Genomic DNA, 15,912 nt, shown 5'->3' with positions numbered 1-15,912 from the left:
ATTCACTGGCTAGGGGATTTTATCTGCCGATTTTTGGGTTTTATCTGCCACTTATTCATTTTATCTGCCACTTTTCGAATATATCTGCCGCTTTTAAAATATATCGGCCACTTTTAGCCATTTATCGGCCACTTCCCAAAAACAAAGGGGACCGTTCTCCTCAGAACAGTCCCCTTGGCGCCTATCCTCTCCGTTTTTCATGCATATATTTCATCCATTTCTTCAGTTTATAACTACAAATAATATACCCGGAAAGAGAGACCGCGGCCACTCCGGCGGAGAACTGCCAGATAAGGTCGTGTGAGGTATAGAATCCGGCGGCTATTCCCGTCAATCCGAAGAGGGTTAACTGGAATAATTGCTTTTTAGTATTTTCATAGATGGTAAATTGGAATTGTCTTCGTTGCTCGACTTCCTTTAACTGCTCCAGTTTTTGTGGTGCATTTAGGAATTCTGTTACAGAATGGAAGATTTTAAAGATGGGCTGAGATTGAAGCCATTGCCAGACAAACAGCCATTTATTATTTCCTTGTTGACTTAACCATTCCATAAACACAGGTTTTCCTAACTCTAAGAGTTCCTCCTCTGGCGCTAAGTTGCGGATGATTCCTTCAATCGTTACAACCGATCGGCCTAAAAAGACAAATCGGGTCGGAATCTGGATGGGAAGGGCTTGAATCATATTGTTGATTTCCAATTTTAAAGCGAGAAGGTCCATTTCTTTTAATTGGGCAGGCTGGAAGGTGATGAATTCCGCTAATATCCGTTCAATTGTTCTTGATTCAGCCTCAGGGAGCAAGACGCCTAAATGGAATAAGCAATCCACGGCCTTCGGGTAATTTTTTGCGAGAAAGCTTTCGATTAATCCTTGAAAATAACCTGCATCCTTTTTGGAAAGTTCCCCGACCATTCCGAAATCTAGTAAAATGATCTTTCCTTCCTTTGAGACCAGAACGTTGCCGGGATGGGGATCGGCATGGAAGGGACCGGGTTCCATCCATTGAGGGAGGAAGACCTTCATCAGCCGTTGAGCCAGTTCCTGGCGGCTCACGGGTAATTGGTCAATGGCCTCGTTATTGGTCAGGCGTAACCCTTCGACCCACTCCATGACCAGTACATTTGGCGTACTCAACTCAGCATAAACAGACGGAATTTGGACGATATCGATATCCTTAAAGCGCTCTTTAAACGTCACGATGGTGTTCAGTTCCTGGGAATAGTCCAGTTCACGCTCAATCACTTGTTTTACTTCTTTAAAAAGAACTTTGAAATTCATAAATCCTTTTGGAAGGGGAACTAGATGATCCACAAACCACATCACAATACTTAGAATCCGAAAATCCGTGTCGACAATGGAATCAATATGCGGGCGCTTTACTTTAATCGCCACTTCGGTTCCATCCTGGAGTACACCTTTATAGACTTCTCCAATGGATGCGGAAGCAATCGCTGTCTTTTCAATCGATTGGAAGTGCTGCTGATACAAGCTTCCCCATTCTTTTTCTAAAATTTCCTCAATCTCGTGCCAGATCGATGGTGGGACTTTATCGGTCATATCTTCGATTTGGCGGATAAAAGCAGGAGGCAGCAAATCGGCACGCGTGCTGAGGATTTGTCCTAGTTTAATGAGCAAGCCTTCTAAATCAAATAGAGTCTGGCGGAACCGTTCTCCGATGTTCCCCCAAAGCTTTTCCCACTCCGCTTTAGGTTTTCTATGAATCTTATACCAATAAATTTGCAGAAAGATGACAAAGGCCAACGAAAGGACCTTCGACATCCGCACCAGCTTATTTCTCGTCTTCATACGAATCCCTACATTCTATTCCAGATTTTACTATTTACTACGATTTTGATAGATAGAAAGTTTCAACCAGGTGCTGCCACTCATTATATTTTATAAGTAAATGTACTCTATTATATTTAACATTTTGTATGGAATAAGATTTTAGGGTTACTAGGGAGAGAAGTGTTGACCCACTTCTCTCTTTTTAGGATGATACACAAACATTAAGACAACCAATCACTAGAAGAATTATAGCCGATATATTTACTAGGTTAATAACGAATAGAAGCTAATCGTGCCCGTCATGGATGAAAAAGTTCGCAAACGGTAACGAATAGAAGCTAATCGTGCCCGTCATGGATGAAAAAGTTCGCAAACGGTAACGAATAGAAGCTAATCGTGCCCGTCATGGATGAAAAAGTTCGCATACGGTAACGAATGGAGGCTAATCATGCCCGTCATGGGTGAATAAACTCGTATATGGTAACGAATAGGGGGCGACGGAATAAAAAACTAATAAGTATTTTTAAAGTAAGAAAAGGGCTTGTTTCAGAAATGATTACCGAAAAAAATGTAAACCAAGTTATCGTTGCACCCAAGTAAGAACTTAGCATTTTCACCTAATAAATCATTTAAAACAAATGGAATCTACCGATAATGATCGTCCAAACAATCAAAGTTAGTAAGGGCAATGAGATTAGCGTGATTAACCACGATCTCTCAAAGAGGTTATAGCCCTTTTTCTCTGCAAACCATTCACAGAATAGGATTAGGAGATAAAGCGCGATGAATTGTATGGATAAGGATAGTAATTTATAGATTATAAAATTTAAGAATCCCTGATTGTCCATGGGTTATCCCCTTTCGCTTGTACATGTTTATTCATTTACAGGCGAAAGTATTAATAATAAAGGGACCCATTGCCACAATATGCTATATTGACATAATTAACTGAATATAGTAGTCTATTAATAATAATAATAATTTAATATCACCTCACTTTTTTAGTGAGGTAGAGGCGCGATATTTAACAGTCTTTAGTGGAGTTTGAGAAGCAGTGATGCTAAGGAGAAGGAAATGTCGCCGAAGTTAGTAATAGTCTCACTATTACTTGCTGGGTCTGCAGTGAATAATTGCAGGACTGTCTCAATAGACCCCCTAGTTTATTGAGTTGTGCTATCTCACCTGGGAAAAGAGAGGACTTAAGGGCAACTATACATATTGCGACCTGAGTTTATCTCAGGTCGTTTTTTGTTGTGTTAAAATGCCTGAAATAATAGGAGGAGAAAACTAATATGAAAAAAGCATCATTATTTTTAGTATTACTGCTTTCAGCGATGATCGTATTAGCTGGATGTGGTTCAAGTAATAAGTCGGAGTCTGGATCATCGGATGATAATACATTTAAGGTAGGCCTTGAAGCAGGTTATGCACCATTTAACTGGACGCAAAATGATGATTCAAATGGCGGTGTGAAAATACAAGGCACTCAACAATATGCTGGTGGTTATGATGTTGAAATCGCCCAAAAAATTGCCGATGGCTTAGGGAAAAAATTAGTGATTGTGAAAACAGAATGGGACGGCCTTGTTCCTGCGCTAACTTCTGGTAAAATCGATGCGATTATCGCAGGTATGTCACCAACAGCGGAACGCAAAAAGACCATCGACTTTTCCGATAACTACTACAAATCCAATCTAGTTATGGTTGTTAAAAAAGGCGGAAAATATGAAGGTGCAACTTCCATCCAGGATTTCAAAGGGGCTAAAATAACAGCTCAATTAAATACTTTCCACTATTCCGTAATTGACCAAATTAAAGGCGTAAAAAAAGCGACGGCGATGGATAACTTCCCGGCCATGAGGGTAGCTCTTGAATCAGGAATTATCGATGGCTACGTTTCAGAACGTCCGGAAGCGGTTAGTGCGTCAAGTGCAAACGATAAATTTGCGATGGTTGAATTTAAAGATGGATTTAAAACATCAGAAGATGATACAGCGATTGCGGTAGGTCTTGAAAAAGGCGATAAAAATATCGATAAGATCAATGAAATTTTAAAAGGTATTTCAGAGGAATCACGTACACAAATCATGGATGAGGCTATTAAGAATCAACCTGCAGCAAAATAATGAAATCATAAAACCGGCTGTGTCTCTATGCAGTCGGTTTTATGATGATGAGACAAAGGGGGAGAAAGATGAGTATCGATTGGATCATAAAAATCGTTTCAGAAAATTGGCCAATGTTTCTTCGTGGGGCGGGCACCACGCTCTTTATTTCACTGATTGGGACGGTATTGGGTGCAATCATTGGCTTAATAGCGGGGGTAATCCGGACAATTCCTGTCCCATCAGGTGGACCAAGAAAAGTTCTTCTAAAAGTGGTTAATGTTATCCTTTCTATTTATATCGAGTTCTTCCGCGGAACACCGATGATCGTTCAGGCGATGGTCATTTATTATGGTTCTGCTCTAGCGTTTAATATCGATATGAATGTTATGGTGGCGGCGCTCATTATCGTTTCGATTAATACAGGGGCGTATATGGCAGAGATTGTCCGGGGTGGAATTGTTTCGATTGATAAGGGACAATTTGAGGCAGCACAGGCGATTGGAATGAATCATTTGCAAACGATGATGAATATCGTCTTACCACAAGTGATTCGAAACATTTTACCAGCAACGGGTAATCAATTCGTTATCAATATTAAAGATACATCGGTTCTGAATGTTATTTCAGTATCAGAACTTTATTTTTTAACAAAATCAGTAGCAGGGAACAACTTTAGATACTTTGAATCATTCTTCGTAGCTTGCGTAATGTATTTTGTGATGACCTTTATTGTCACGAGAATTCTCCTTTATGTTGAAAGAAAATTAGAAGGATCAGACAATTACACGGTGCTGAGTGAGGAAATACAGCTAACGAAGTAATTTTTAGAAAAAGGAGGAGAGAGCATGGAAAACGTCATTGAAGTGAAAAATTTAAATAAATCGTTTGGAAATCATGAAGTATTAAAAAACATTGAGTTTTCGGTGAAAAAAGGAGAAGTCGTCAGTATCATCGGTTCTTCCGGATCTGGTAAGTCAACGCTTCTTCGCTGTATCAATCTATTAGAAAGACCAAGCGGCGGTGAAATTATTTTTCATGGCGAAAATATCTTAGATGACAAGCATGATATTTTCTCCTACCGCCAAAATTTAGGGATGGTTTTCCAACATTTTAATTTGTTCAATAATCATAATGTCCTCAAAAACTGTGTGGTTGGACAAGTTAAAGTCTTGAAGCGATCTAAAGAGGAAGCGGAAAAGGTAGCGATGAAATACTTGAAAATTGTCGGAATGGATCGATACATTAACGCCAAACCGAAACAATTATCAGGTGGACAAAAACAGCGGGTCGCTATTGCACGAGCTCTTTCGATGGAACCGGACGTGATGTTATTTGATGAACCAACATCGGCTCTTGACCCTGAAATGGTAGGCGAAGTTTTAAAAGTTATGAAGGAACTAGCCGGAACGGGCCTGACGATGTTAATCGTTACCCATGAAATGGATTTCGCACGGGAAGTTTCGGATCGCATTGTCTTCATGGATAAGGGAGTCATTGCGGAGGAAGGAAGCCCAGAACAAATCTTCAGTAATCCTAAACAAGAACGGACTAGGGAATTTTTAAAACGGACGTTAAAAGAGTAATCGATCCGTGCCTGGCATCTTTCACTACCATGTTAATCCAACCGAGGGAAATTCCCTTGGTTTTTCTTTTACAGGCAGAGCTGTCATAATGGGCCTTTTTTATTTTCCCTCTGAATCCGTACAGTTGTTGTTAAGGATAGTAGTATAAGGGTGGACCACTTTTAACGGATTTGAGAGCAATATCTATGAAAAAGCTGAATGGAGATAATCTCCATTCAGCTTTCGTTTATTCTAAATCTAGTTGTGACTTTAATTCGTTTTGAACTCTTTGTTTTTCTTCTTCTGAGACCAATCCATAATAGATGTTATCAATCCTTGTTCCTTCTTCTTTTAACTCCATTTGCTCAATAGATGTTGCTACATCTTTATATCCTTTTTGTATAGCTACCATTTGATCAAAGGTAAGGTTCGTTTTTACATTTTTTCCAAGTACAGAAAAGATATCGGAGAACTTCGTTAAGCTTGATAAACTAGCCCCTTCTTTGACCACACCTTCAATAATTTGCCGTTGTCTTGTTTGGCGGCCAAAGTCGCCTCTAGGGTCTTGTTTTCTCATTCTTGTATAGCTTAACGCCTTTTTACCGTTTAGCGTCAATTCTCCTTGTGGAAAATGGTACCCATCCTGGGTGAAATCTAAGTCGTTATTGACCTTTACGCCGCCAACCGCATCGACCATGCCTGTGAATCCTTGCATGTTAACCTCGATATAATAGTCAATTGGTATATCAAGAAAGTTTTCGACTGTATCCATGGCCATTGGAATACCTCCAAAAGCATAGGCATGATTAATTTTATCCTGTTTCCCTTTTCCAATAATTTCAGTTCGAGTATCACGTGGAATGCTAAGCATTTTTATGGAATTCTTGTTAGGATTAACGGTTAATACAATCATCGTATCAGAGCGGCCCCTGTCTCCTTCTCGCTCGTCAACACCAAGCATTAATACGGAGAAAGGCTCTCTTTCCTTCAGTGATACAGCTTCCTTGCGTTTTTCTGAGTGTTTTCGTTCAATCGGCTGCTGCATCGAAGCAACAGCAGTTTTTAAAGAATTATAGACAGTGGACCCGTATATTCCCCCGCCAATCAACATTATGAGAAGGATGGTGCCGGTAACCCTTACCCATTTTCTAAGTCTTCGTTTCCTTTTTTTTAATCGCATTCATAAACCTCCAAACTATCACAATCAGTTGTTCATATCATACGATAAAAGTGTTTGAAAGTCGTCTGTTTTTGGGTGCTATTGTCAAAATGTGTCGGAACTCCTATGGAAAAAGGTTTAAAAAATGTGATTGAACCGAAGGATTCTGGTTGATTATGACTATATTTAATAGAATGAACGATGCCTGTGAATTACTAGGGATACCTCCTTTTATTTTACAAACCAAGCAATTTTCATTGATTAAATCCGGTCAATATGTTATTTCTCAATGGAGGAAATCTTAGCAAATGGAAATTTGTTTGCCTGAGATTTCCGTGATTGACACGCTGTTTTTACTATTATCGAGAATCAATTATGATAGTTCGTTTCAATCAATCAGTGACTGTGAGCAATCATTATCAGATTACAAGTATTAAGATTATGGAGAGGAGCATAAATCAATGCGATTAGAAGGTAAAAAAGTACTCAGTCTTGTGCACCATGATTTTGAAGATTTAGAGCTGTGGTACCCGATTCTCAGACTGCAGGAAGAGGGTGCCGTCGTCCATCTGGCTGGAGAAAAAGCGAATGAGAAATATATTGGGAAGTACGGTGTACCGGCTACCTCTGAATTTGCCTATGATGAGATTCGCGGGGAGAATTATGATGCCATCTTAGTTCCAGGAGGCTGGGCACCAGACAAAATCCGGCGCTTCCCGGAAGTCCTGTCCCTGCTGCAGCAAATGAATGCGGATGAAAAGCCAATCGGACAAATCTGCCATGCCGGCTGGGTCCTGATTTCTGCAAAAATTCTTGAAGGTAGAAAAGTAACTAGTACTCCAGGGATTAAAGATGATATGGAAAATGCAGGCGCCAGTTGGTATGATGAGCCCGTCGTTGTCGACGGACACCTTGTCTCAAGCCGACGTCCACCGGATCTACCTGACTACCTCCGGGAATTTATTAATGTGTTAGAACAGAAATAGTTTTTGGGGAAGAATAAGATGATAGGTGCAATAGAAGCTGGCGGTACAAAATTTGTTTGTGCCGTCGGTGATGATCGCGGTCATATCGAGGAAAAAATCCAGTTTCCAATGACCATACCAGAGGAAACGATCCCAAAGGTCATCGTAAAAGTGAGATAGCGGGTGGTTGTCCGCTGTCTTTTTTTGTGTAGCGGTTATAGCTGAGTTCACGGGAAATGATTAATCTCTAATCGTTCCCGTCAGTATCATTTTTGTAAAGGGACGGTCACGAATAACCTCTAATTGTGCCCGTCGGCATCGTTTTTGTGAGGGAACGGTCACGAATAACCTCTAATTGTGCCCGTCGGTATCATTTTTGTAAGGGAACGGTTACGAATAATCTCTAATTGTGCCCATCGGCATCGTTTTTGTGAGGGAATGGTCACGAATAACCTCTAATTGTTACCGTCAGCATGAGTTTTGTGAGCCCAAGGGCACAATTACCTTCTATCGTTACCATCAGCACCAATTTTCTAAGCTAACGGTAATGATCACGGAATGATTAGATACTTAGATAGAAAAAATAGTAAAATGATGTTCCGCCTCGACCCTCCAATCCACACCCATGAAACCTTTCCCCAGATCATTCGTATGTAATCATAAATAAACGAACGAGGGTGACACACCATACATGGAAACAAGAGATGATTTATTGCAGGAACTAGCTGTCATTGAGAAGTGGGAAAATGAACAGAGCGATTTATGGATTTGGGACCGCCTTGGACGGCTTCCATTTAAAATTCTTGATAAAATTACGCCGCAATTCATCCACAACAAAGTAGGCAATTTACTGGAAGAAATCGGCACCTATATTCAAAATGGCGGCAGTTACTTAATTAAGGAACATAATCTATTTGAAAAAATTGAAAAAGAGACAGATAAGCCGATCAACCAGATATCTGATATCGCAGATATTCCTTTAGCTACAATGGAAAAGGTAAGTCAGGAGTTGACCGGCCAACGGAAGAAGTTTGCGACGATTCAAGGGGCGAGCACGGGAATCGGCGGGATTTTTACGCTTGCGCTTGATGTTCCGGCATTAATGGGCATTTCATTAAAAACACTCCAGGAAATTGCCATCATTCATGGGTATGATCCAAACGAAAAAAGCGAACGTATTTTTATGATCAAATGCCTGCAGTTTTCATCCGCCGATATCGTCGGTAAACGTGCGATTCTCAATGAGCTTTCCAGCTACTATCAACAAGGGAGCGGCTCCAGTGAAATGATGTCGCAGCTGCAAGGCTGGCGCGAGGTGGTTTATACATATAGAGACCAGTTCGGATGGAAGAAGCTTTTTCAAATGGTTCCTGTTGCGGGGATGATTTTTGGAGCATTTACGAATCGATCGATGATTAATGACCTTGCTGAGACAGGCATTATGCTATACCGGAAAAGAAGGATTCTTGAGAGATTGGAACAGAAATAGGTCAAAGTTAGGGACAGCATTTTGTGTGCTGTCCCTCTTGGCAAATATGGAAAAATGGCCCTAAATCGGATATCCCTAACCAAAAACTCAACTTTTCAGTGAGAATATCATAGATTAAATTTGCAGTGGTTGTTTTACCGGATCCAGGCAGTCCTTCTACCAATATTAGTTTTATATTCATAAAAGCACCAAAACCTCCATTTAAAACTAGACTATCAATATTAGAAAGGGCCGAATCCCATGGACCCGACCACTAATTCTATTTAACAATCATAATAAACACAGCGATACTAGATACTAACTAGTTCTTCAGCTTTTTCCTCAAAATATTTATTCATAAGTAAGTTAAGTTTTATGGAAAGGGTAATATATTCGGAGCTGCTTGGTCCGACTTGCTTATATATTGATTGTAGTTTCGTTTTAAGAGCAACGATTTCCTGTAAAAGTTCCATGTTTTCCATTTCGATTGTTTTCATCATACACCTCGTAATATTATTTTTTTTCCATTGGTTTGGAAGGCATGATGACTTGATTTGCATCTTTTTCGTCTTCTAAAGATAATACAATTCCAATACCATTACTGATAGTAACATAGTGGATTTTCCATGTGAATAACGAATATTAAAAGTAAAAATATTAGAAAAAAAGTAAATAATATTGGTATACCAATAGAGATTTCTATCTGCTTAAAAATAAACATCCTTTTTTACGTACAAGTTATATTGTGATAACATCAACAATAAAAATAAAACTATTAAAAAAATTCAAATAATATTGACAAAAAAAGAATCCGGCCAAATGCCGGATCTCAACAGAATTTATCAAAGGGGGTTTTGAAAAAAGAGAAAGGTAAATGCTTGTCCTCTTCATGTCCTTATCTTACCCTTTAATCATGAACAAACTATGACTAAATCGTTTATATTTTATTAATTAAGTTTTATAACTAGATTAAGGCTACATTAGGTAATAGTGACTAATTAGGTAGAGGAACTACTCTAGTTGAGGATGACAAAGATGGTTTTGTCCATTGGAACCCAGGTAATATGTAAAAGAGCTAAATGAAAGCAGGGGACTATTATGCAAGCGAATCATCATGGAACAAATGAAAAAATCAGAGTCATTATTACTGGTACAACGGGGATGGTGGGGGAAGGTGTGTTGCATGAGTGCCTTCTTGATCCACAGGTAGAGAAGGTACTGGTTATTAACCGTAAGCCGGGCGGAGTATATTTCCAATAAGATTATCTGAAAAAGGCCGAGGGTCATGCCCTTGGTTTTTTTGTGTTTAGGAATAAGATGGCACTTCAAATGTCATCATCTGACTCTCGTATATGTCCGTATTTTCCGAGAGATAAATGATCTTAGAAGGTACATCCAATATTTCTTTTGCCAGATGCATAAACAATAGCTGAGGTTCTCTGATTTTATCTTTCCCTTTTTTAACATCCACAAAAAAGCGTGTTTTCAGAATTGGTTTAGATAAGAAAAAAAGGTAAATTTTGTCGAGAATTGTGTTTTTTAGTTGGTAAAGAGATGGTACAATAGAATGATGGATTTAGGTATTTTTTAATGGTCAGTTAGTATGAATGAATGGAAGATATTATTAAAGGGGATATAGAAATGCCGGTCATGAGGGAAATAAAAACACCATTAAATCTTTTTAACATTCGCTATTTTCAGGATGAAAAGGGACAATATTATAAAAAGAAGGGTGACAATCACCGTAAAAGGGTAAGACCTTTTTGGAAAATGAAACGAATTATGCTGGGGATTCCGTTGCTGGTCTTGCTGGCGCTTGGAGTGGCCGGCTATAAGATTGGGATGAGCCTCGCTTCTGAAAAAATTGTCGACGAGCTTGCGAGTCAAATCAAGAAGGAAGATTACGATAAGATTTTAAAGGATCCTAGTATTCAGCAAATCATTGAAAAAGAAGTTGGGACTGACAAAAATAGTGAGTTACTAAAGAATATTTCCTCCGATCCGACGATTAAGGATACTATTAGTAAAGATCCTGCATCAGTCAAAGGAGAAGAAACTCCTGTAGCAACGACTGTAAATACAAATAATGAAAAGAACCTGGTAACTTCAAAGACAGATTCGAGTAAAGATAAGGACAATGTTGCAACTGTTGATACGAATAAGGGCAAGACAGCGACAGAAGAGAAACAACAACCTGCAGTGGAAAAAGAAGAACCAGGATTACGGTTTAATTCCAGTTCAGAGGTAACGAAATTTCTATTATCCAAGTTTTCGATGAGTGAGCTCAGTGCTTTAGCGAAAAAGGCAGAAGGCGGGGTCACTCCACAGGAGAAAGCTGAGATCAAAAGTACAGTGTTAGGAAGACTTTCAACAGAAGAATACAATGCCGTGAAAGTTTTCGCTGTTGTTGAAGCAAGTAAAAGGAAATAATTCCCTCCCGTAATAATAGTAATTAACTAGCGCGAAACCTCTTTATCTAAGGAGGTTTTTTTCTTTGTAAAAAAAATAGAGTGCTAAACCCGATCAGGGTTTGCACTCCATTTTTATAAACTAGCGCTTTACGGTAACTTTCGTACGGCTACTTACGTTTTTAGATTTATCTGTTGCTGTTACGTATAGAACGGTACCTTTCTTTTGGGCCTTGATCTTCACGCTGAAGTTCCCTTTAGAAGATGTTGTACCAGTTGCTAATACAGTTGATCCTTTTTTGATGGTAATGGTAGAGCCCGCTTCTGCCTTTCCTTTAACTACTTTATCGTTTGAATCGACAGAGTAAACGGTTGGTTTCGAAGGAGCAGTCTTATCAAGTACCTTGATTGATTTTGCTTTACTTACATTACCAGCAGCGTCTTTAGCAGTTACATAAAGGGTTGAGCCGGCTTTTTGAGCTTTCTTCATTTTGACGCTGAACGTGCGGTTAGAAAGTGCTTTCCCTGTTCCAATTGTTGTACTGCCGTTTTTGATAGTAATAATAGAATTTGCTTCCGCTGTCCCTTTGATTACCGTGTCATTATCGTCTACTTGATAAACAGTTGGTGTTGATGGAACGGTTTTATCCAATACTTTAATCGTTTTAGCCTTACTTACGTTACCAGCAGCATCCTTTGCTGTAACTGTTAGAGTAGAGTAAGCTTTTTGGTATTTAATTGGAAGGGCGAAGGCGCCATTCGCAAAAGCATAACCAGCTGCAACATTTGTATTTCCGCTCTTAACTGTAATGTACGATTTTGGTTCCGCTTTTCCCGAAATAACAATGTCGACATTACTGAACGCATTTACAGTAGGGATTCCAGGTGCTGTTGTATCTTTTTTCGGTAGAATGGTAATTTCTTTTGTGATGATTGGTCGGTCCATATAGTAGCCGATCACTTTTACTTTCCCTGTTGTGCGAGGCACAAGCTTACCATCCTGAGTCATGGTAGCGATTGATGAGTTACTTGTCTTCCATAACACAGCATCGGTAAGGTCTAGTTCAATTGTATTATTAAACACTTTTACTTTAAAAGTATAGGCTGGTGCAGTTGTCCCTAATGTATAGGTGTTAGGACCATAGATGTCTCCACCTTTGCTGCGGATTAATCCTGAGGAAAGAGCCGCCGATGCCATTTTAGTAGGATCAATCACGTTGTCTATAGCTAATTTCATTCTAAGGGAATCTTTCACCGAGATTCCTAAATGTCGAGAGAATAGACCATCAAATTGGATAAATTCAGGTTGAGCAAGGGTAGAATCAACTGCAGCTGTTACAATTTGATCATAGGTAATGCCTGGTGTAGTGAAGGAATTCACTAACTGGGTTTTTAGGTTCTCTTCAAATGCGTTTGTTAATGAAAGGGTTTGGTTAACGGTGATCTCTCCGCCAAAAATTTTGTTAAAATCCGATTCATGATTCGTTTCAAATGCACCGATACCTGTAAGGAAATCCTCAGCACTAGATACATATTGAAGTTTAGTAAAATCTTTTGCTAGATTAATAGCTGTTCCTGGTTTTGTTTTGCCGTCGATATTTGCAATTAAATCAGGTCCAAGAATCTTGGCAAAGTCTACTTTTTCTACATTGTTATATGCTACTTTAATATCAGCAATATCAGATGCAGTCAGCTTTTTAAAGATTTCGTTGTGGAATGAGACAAGGTCAAGCGCGCTAGCATGTACAGGAGCCGGTGCAAATGCTAGGTTTGCAGCAAATGGAGTAAAGGCAATGGCACTTGCTGCGAGTAGATTGATAGTACGTTTACGAAACGATATTTTCACTTTTTTTTCCTCCAAGTTCATATTCTTACATTATTATACTTTAAAGAATCAAAGTATAAAAGAAAAATGAGGTAAAATAGGGAAAAATGTCTTATTGACACCTTTCTTAGGGAATATCAATTCAATCGTAATAGGGCCATCGGTTTATTGGGGGTGGCGAATAACGAACGTATAGATATTAGAAAGGAGCTTTGGACTATTTTTACATGCAAATGCTCTTTTATTTTGCTCGGATGGTGTAAAATACACTCTTTTAGCGAATTTTAGAAGTCTATCAGGTGGTTTTGTTGGTTTTGGGTGCGAATTTTGTAGATGCAATAGCGAATCTTTACATTGAATCAGCGAATTTGACGGTTCTATCAGCGAATTCCACATCTCAATCAGCGGATTTTATCATCCAATCAGCGAAATTGGAATATCAACGGGCGAATTTTAAGGATCAACGGGCGAATCTCTGAATGTAATGGGCGAATTTTGCTATTTAATGGGCGAATCCCTGAATGTAATGGGCGAATTTAGCTATGTAATGAGCGAATCCCTGAATTCAATGCCCGTGCCTCTAAATTCAACGCCCGAAACCTAAATCCAACGAATAACCCAAAATACGGAAAAACAAAAAGTATCGGACAACCTCACATCAAACGGTCCATCTGTTATATGAAAGGGTATTTTTTAAAATAGAAATAAAAAATATGAAACTAATTTTAGGCTTTCTCAGTCTTAAGGGTGTTAGAAAGGAGGAAGTTATTAGGTGCCTAAAAATCAAATTGCAGATCTGCCATATAGTTTTGACCAACTAAATGAAGTGGAAAAAGGAAGAATCATTGATGAACTGATGAATCAGCATTCGCGAAAGGTTTATTTATTAGCGTACTCTTACGTCAAAGATAAGGGTCTTGCCGAGGATATTGCACAGGAGGTTTTTATCAAATGCTATAAATCTCTTCATCATTTCAGAGGGGATTCCCAGATTACGAGCTGGATTTATAGAATCACCGTTAATACCGCCAAGGATTTTCTTCGGTCGAAGAGCTTTAATATCCTAAAGTATCCAAAGAGTTTTTTTGAAAATATCACCAAAAGCGAGACCCCGGAGGATGCGGTGCTTCAGCAGGACCAACGGGAAGCGGTCTTGCAAACGGTGCTTGGCCTGTCCACTAAATATCGTGAAGTGATTATCCTCTATTATTTTCAGGATGAAAAGATGGAGGATATTGCGGAAATTTTAAATATGAATCTCAATACGGTCAAGACAAGACTATCAAGGGCCAGGTCGATGTTGAAGGGAAAAATAACTTCTTTTACAGGAGATGAGTTAATTGAAAAACGATCTTAAGGAAGTAAAAGAATACTATAATGAAATGCATTTTAATGATGAGATCGCCAATCGAATAAAAGAGGGCGTCCATCTAGGAATCCATCGTAAGAAACGGAGCAGTATTGGTAAAAAAGTCATCTATGTCATTGGTGCAGCTGCAGCAGCCTTCGGGTTATTTATTGGGTTAGCGTTTTTATCACCGACAGTGGCGAATGTGGCTGCGAAGGTTCCGTTTTTAAATATGATATTTGAATCGAAGCCAATTTCGGAAGTAATCACCGAAACTCTTAATAAAAAGGGGTATAAAGTGGATGGAGTCGGTGCTCAATATACCCCCAAAAAGGTATTTTCGGTGGGACTTCAAGGTTCTGAAGAATATGTAAAAAAGGTTAGTCCAGAAGTGAAGAAGATTGTGAAGGACCTGCTGCTAACTAGAGATTTTGATGCCTATGATGTTAAAGTATACAGCTCTGAAGGTAGAATCGTTGAACCTACACCGGAGGAAAAGAAAGCGGATGAAGAATTCAGCAAGATCACGGGAATTGTCATTGGTGTCCTAAAAAGTTATGGATATAAGGATATACCACCAATTGGAATCGATGCGGACCATAAAACGCTAGATTTTAGTTTGCCGAATACGGAGTCAAAAATAGACGAGATAAAGCAACAAGTTCAAAGTCAATTAAAGGCTAATAATTATGGTACTATTACCGTTAAAGTCGATGTCTATAACGCGAAAAAAAGAGAGCGGGAAAATAGATGGTCGCCAATTATCAGTACAATTGGAGAAGGGACGTTTGGCGCGAAGAAGTATAAAGTAAACGGTGTGGGATATACAAATAGGTACGCTGAATATATGGAGATTACCATTAGTACGACGGTATCGTCATCAGACTCTGACTATGAAGAAGTCGTGAGCGATATTAAGGATACGATTCAAGAATTCTTAACAAGTAAAGAAACCAAGGCAATCATTAAGGATGATGCTTATAAAGTCGTCATCACTTCGAAGGATAAGAAAGATACTGTGATTACCTCTAACTAATCTCGGATCTGCCCCCCGCTGGTTTATAGCGGTAAAGCAAAAAGCTTCTAGTGTGGACTAGAAGCTTTCTGCTTTTTACATACCTAATTTAAGGCTTATTGCCAAACAATTTTCGATATTAAATTGTTTTATTGCTATATCAAGAGAGTCAACAAAGGTATAGCATACTAGATTCTAGAGTTACCTGTACATTCCATTTTGGCACAATTAAGTCACTAAATGCAGCAATATAGGCATGTCGCACTCT

The 15,912-nt window shown here is 39.0% G+C and carries 15 protein-coding genes, 1 pseudogene and 1 riboswitch; of the genes and pseudogenes, 12 read left to right on the top strand and 4 right to left on the bottom strand.

The window, feature by feature from the left end; all coding sequences use genetic code 11:
* Positions 1-181: 181 nt before the first annotated feature.
* A complete protein-coding gene (locus tag KW850_RS03480; protein WP_218346180.1) occupies positions 182-1,804 on the bottom strand; it encodes an ABC1 kinase family protein in 1,623 nt (540 codons plus the stop codon).
* 984 nt (positions 1,805-2,788) lie between these two features.
* A riboswitch (Lysine riboswitch) is annotated at positions 2,789-2,970 on the top strand.
* A gap of 108 nt (positions 2,971-3,078) precedes the next feature.
* Between KW850_RS03480 and KW850_RS03475 the strand changes: the two genes are divergently transcribed.
* From KW850_RS03475 to KW850_RS03465, 3 genes are all read left to right on the top strand, one after another.
* Positions 3,079-3,912 (top strand): transporter substrate-binding domain-containing protein, encoded by an 834-nt coding sequence (locus KW850_RS03475; protein ID WP_218346179.1) that lies wholly within the window; start codon positions 3,079-3,081, stop codon positions 3,910-3,912.
* A 68-nt stretch (positions 3,913-3,980) separates the two neighbouring features.
* Positions 3,981-4,715: an amino acid ABC transporter permease gene (locus KW850_RS03470; protein ID WP_218346178.1), complete on the top strand. Its 735-nt coding sequence runs from the start codon at positions 3,981-3,983 to the stop codon at positions 4,713-4,715.
* A gap of 24 nt (positions 4,716-4,739) precedes the next feature.
* Positions 4,740-5,477, top strand: coding sequence for an amino acid ABC transporter ATP-binding protein (locus KW850_RS03465; protein ID WP_218346177.1), 738 nt, complete (start codon positions 4,740-4,742; stop codon positions 5,475-5,477).
* Between the two features lie 226 nt (positions 5,478-5,703).
* Here the strand turns inward: KW850_RS03465 and tagU are convergent, their stop codons facing one another.
* Entirely contained in the window at positions 5,704-6,636 is a 933-nt protein-coding gene (gene tagU, locus KW850_RS03460) for a polyisoprenyl-teichoic acid--peptidoglycan teichoic acid transferase TagU (protein WP_218346176.1), read from the bottom strand.
* A 287-nt stretch (positions 6,637-6,923) separates the two neighbouring features.
* On the opposite strand from tagU, the gene KW850_RS33090 reads away from it, so the two are divergent.
* From KW850_RS33090 to KW850_RS03445, 4 genes and pseudogenes are all read left to right on the top strand, one after another.
* The gene (locus KW850_RS33090; RefSeq protein WP_256358055.1) at positions 6,924-7,052 is read left to right on the top strand and encodes a hypothetical protein; all 129 of its coding nucleotides are present in this window, start codon (positions 6,924-6,926) and stop codon (positions 7,050-7,052) included.
* 24 nt (positions 7,053-7,076) lie between these two features.
* Entirely contained in the window at positions 7,077-7,601 is a 525-nt protein-coding gene (locus KW850_RS03455; protein WP_218346175.1) for a type 1 glutamine amidotransferase domain-containing protein, read from the top strand.
* An 18-nt stretch (positions 7,602-7,619) separates the two neighbouring features.
* Positions 7,620-7,745, top strand: a pseudogene (locus KW850_RS03450) (ROK family protein); the annotation flags it as partial.
* 526 nt (positions 7,746-8,271) lie between these two features.
* Positions 8,272-9,069, top strand: a complete 798-nt coding sequence (locus tag KW850_RS03445; protein WP_218346173.1) for an EcsC family protein — start codon at positions 8,272-8,274, stop codon at positions 9,067-9,069.
* A 290-nt stretch (positions 9,070-9,359) separates the two neighbouring features.
* Here KW850_RS03445 and KW850_RS03440 read toward each other — a convergent pair whose 3' ends face one another.
* Complete coding sequence (locus KW850_RS03440) at positions 9,360-9,545, bottom strand: Spo0E family sporulation regulatory protein-aspartic acid phosphatase (RefSeq protein WP_218346172.1); 186 nt, start codon at positions 9,543-9,545, stop codon at positions 9,360-9,362.
* Positions 9,546-10,146: 601 nt separating this feature from the next.
* Here KW850_RS03440 and KW850_RS03435 point away from each other — a divergent pair.
* On the top strand, positions 10,147-10,308 hold the full coding sequence (locus tag KW850_RS03435) for a hypothetical protein (protein WP_256358054.1): 162 nt from the start codon (positions 10,147-10,149) through the stop codon (positions 10,306-10,308).
* A gap of 381 nt (positions 10,309-10,689) precedes the next feature.
* Positions 10,690-11,478, top strand: coding sequence for a hypothetical protein (locus KW850_RS03430; protein ID WP_218346171.1), 789 nt, complete (start codon positions 10,690-10,692; stop codon positions 11,476-11,478).
* A 120-nt stretch (positions 11,479-11,598) separates the two neighbouring features.
* On the opposite strand, the gene KW850_RS33985 is transcribed toward KW850_RS03430, so the two are convergent.
* Entirely contained in the window at positions 11,599-13,302 is a 1,704-nt protein-coding gene (locus KW850_RS33985; protein ID WP_218346170.1) for an Ig-like domain-containing protein, read from the bottom strand.
* A gap of 293 nt (positions 13,303-13,595) precedes the next feature.
* On the opposite strand from KW850_RS33985, the gene KW850_RS03420 reads away from it, so the two are divergent.
* From KW850_RS03420 to KW850_RS03410, 3 genes are all read left to right on the top strand, one after another.
* The gene (locus KW850_RS03420) at positions 13,596-13,760 is read left to right on the top strand and encodes a hypothetical protein (protein WP_218346169.1); all 165 of its coding nucleotides are present in this window, start codon (positions 13,596-13,598) and stop codon (positions 13,758-13,760) included.
* A 293-nt stretch (positions 13,761-14,053) separates the two neighbouring features.
* Positions 14,054-14,638 carry a sigma-70 family RNA polymerase sigma factor gene (locus KW850_RS03415; RefSeq protein ID WP_218346168.1) on the top strand — a complete coding sequence of 195 codons (585 nt, stop codon included), beginning with the start codon at positions 14,054-14,056 and terminating at the stop codon, positions 14,636-14,638.
* Positions 14,622-15,665 (top strand): DUF4030 domain-containing protein, encoded by a 1,044-nt coding sequence (locus tag KW850_RS03410; protein WP_218346167.1) that lies wholly within the window; start codon positions 14,622-14,624, stop codon positions 15,663-15,665. The genes KW850_RS03415 and KW850_RS03410 overlap by 17 nt, the downstream gene beginning before the upstream one ends.
* The last annotated feature ends 247 nt before the right edge of the window (positions 15,666-15,912 follow it).

It is taken from the genome of Bacillus sp. sid0103, assembly GCF_019219025.1.
The sequence above is the reverse complement of the archived record's forward strand: the minus strand, read 5'-3'. Positions and strand labels throughout refer to the sequence as shown.

What these genes read in the sequence shown, in the direction of transcription:
- KW850_RS03480 (WP_218346180.1), bottom strand. Translation starts at nt 1,804, where the DNA reads ATGAAGACGAGAAATAAGCTGGTGCGGATGTCGAAGGTCCTTTCGTTG.
- KW850_RS03475 (WP_218346179.1), top strand. Translation starts at nt 3,079, where the DNA reads ATGAAAAAAGCATCATTATTTTTAGTATTACTGCTTTCAGCGATGATC.
- KW850_RS03470 (WP_218346178.1), top strand. Translation starts at nt 3,981, where the DNA reads ATGAGTATCGATTGGATCATAAAAATCGTTTCAGAAAATTGGCCAATG.
- KW850_RS03465 (WP_218346177.1), top strand. Translation starts at nt 4,740, where the DNA reads ATGGAAAACGTCATTGAAGTGAAAAATTTAAATAAATCGTTTGGAAAT.
- tagU (WP_218346176.1), bottom strand. Translation starts at nt 6,636, where the DNA reads ATGCGATTAAAAAAAAGGAAACGAAGACTTAGAAAATGGGTAAGGGTT.
- KW850_RS33090 (WP_256358055.1), top strand. Translation starts at nt 6,924, where the DNA reads ATGGAAATTTGTTTGCCTGAGATTTCCGTGATTGACACGCTGTTTTTA.
- KW850_RS03455 (WP_218346175.1), top strand. Translation starts at nt 7,077, where the DNA reads ATGCGATTAGAAGGTAAAAAAGTACTCAGTCTTGTGCACCATGATTTT.
- KW850_RS03445 (WP_218346173.1), top strand. Translation starts at nt 8,272, where the DNA reads ATGGAAACAAGAGATGATTTATTGCAGGAACTAGCTGTCATTGAGAAG.
- KW850_RS03440 (WP_218346172.1), bottom strand. Translation starts at nt 9,545, where the DNA reads ATGAAAACAATCGAAATGGAAAACATGGAACTTTTACAGGAAATCGTT.
- KW850_RS03435 (WP_256358054.1), top strand. Translation starts at nt 10,147, where the DNA reads ATGCAAGCGAATCATCATGGAACAAATGAAAAAATCAGAGTCATTATT.
- KW850_RS03430 (WP_218346171.1), top strand. Translation starts at nt 10,690, where the DNA reads ATGCCGGTCATGAGGGAAATAAAAACACCATTAAATCTTTTTAACATT.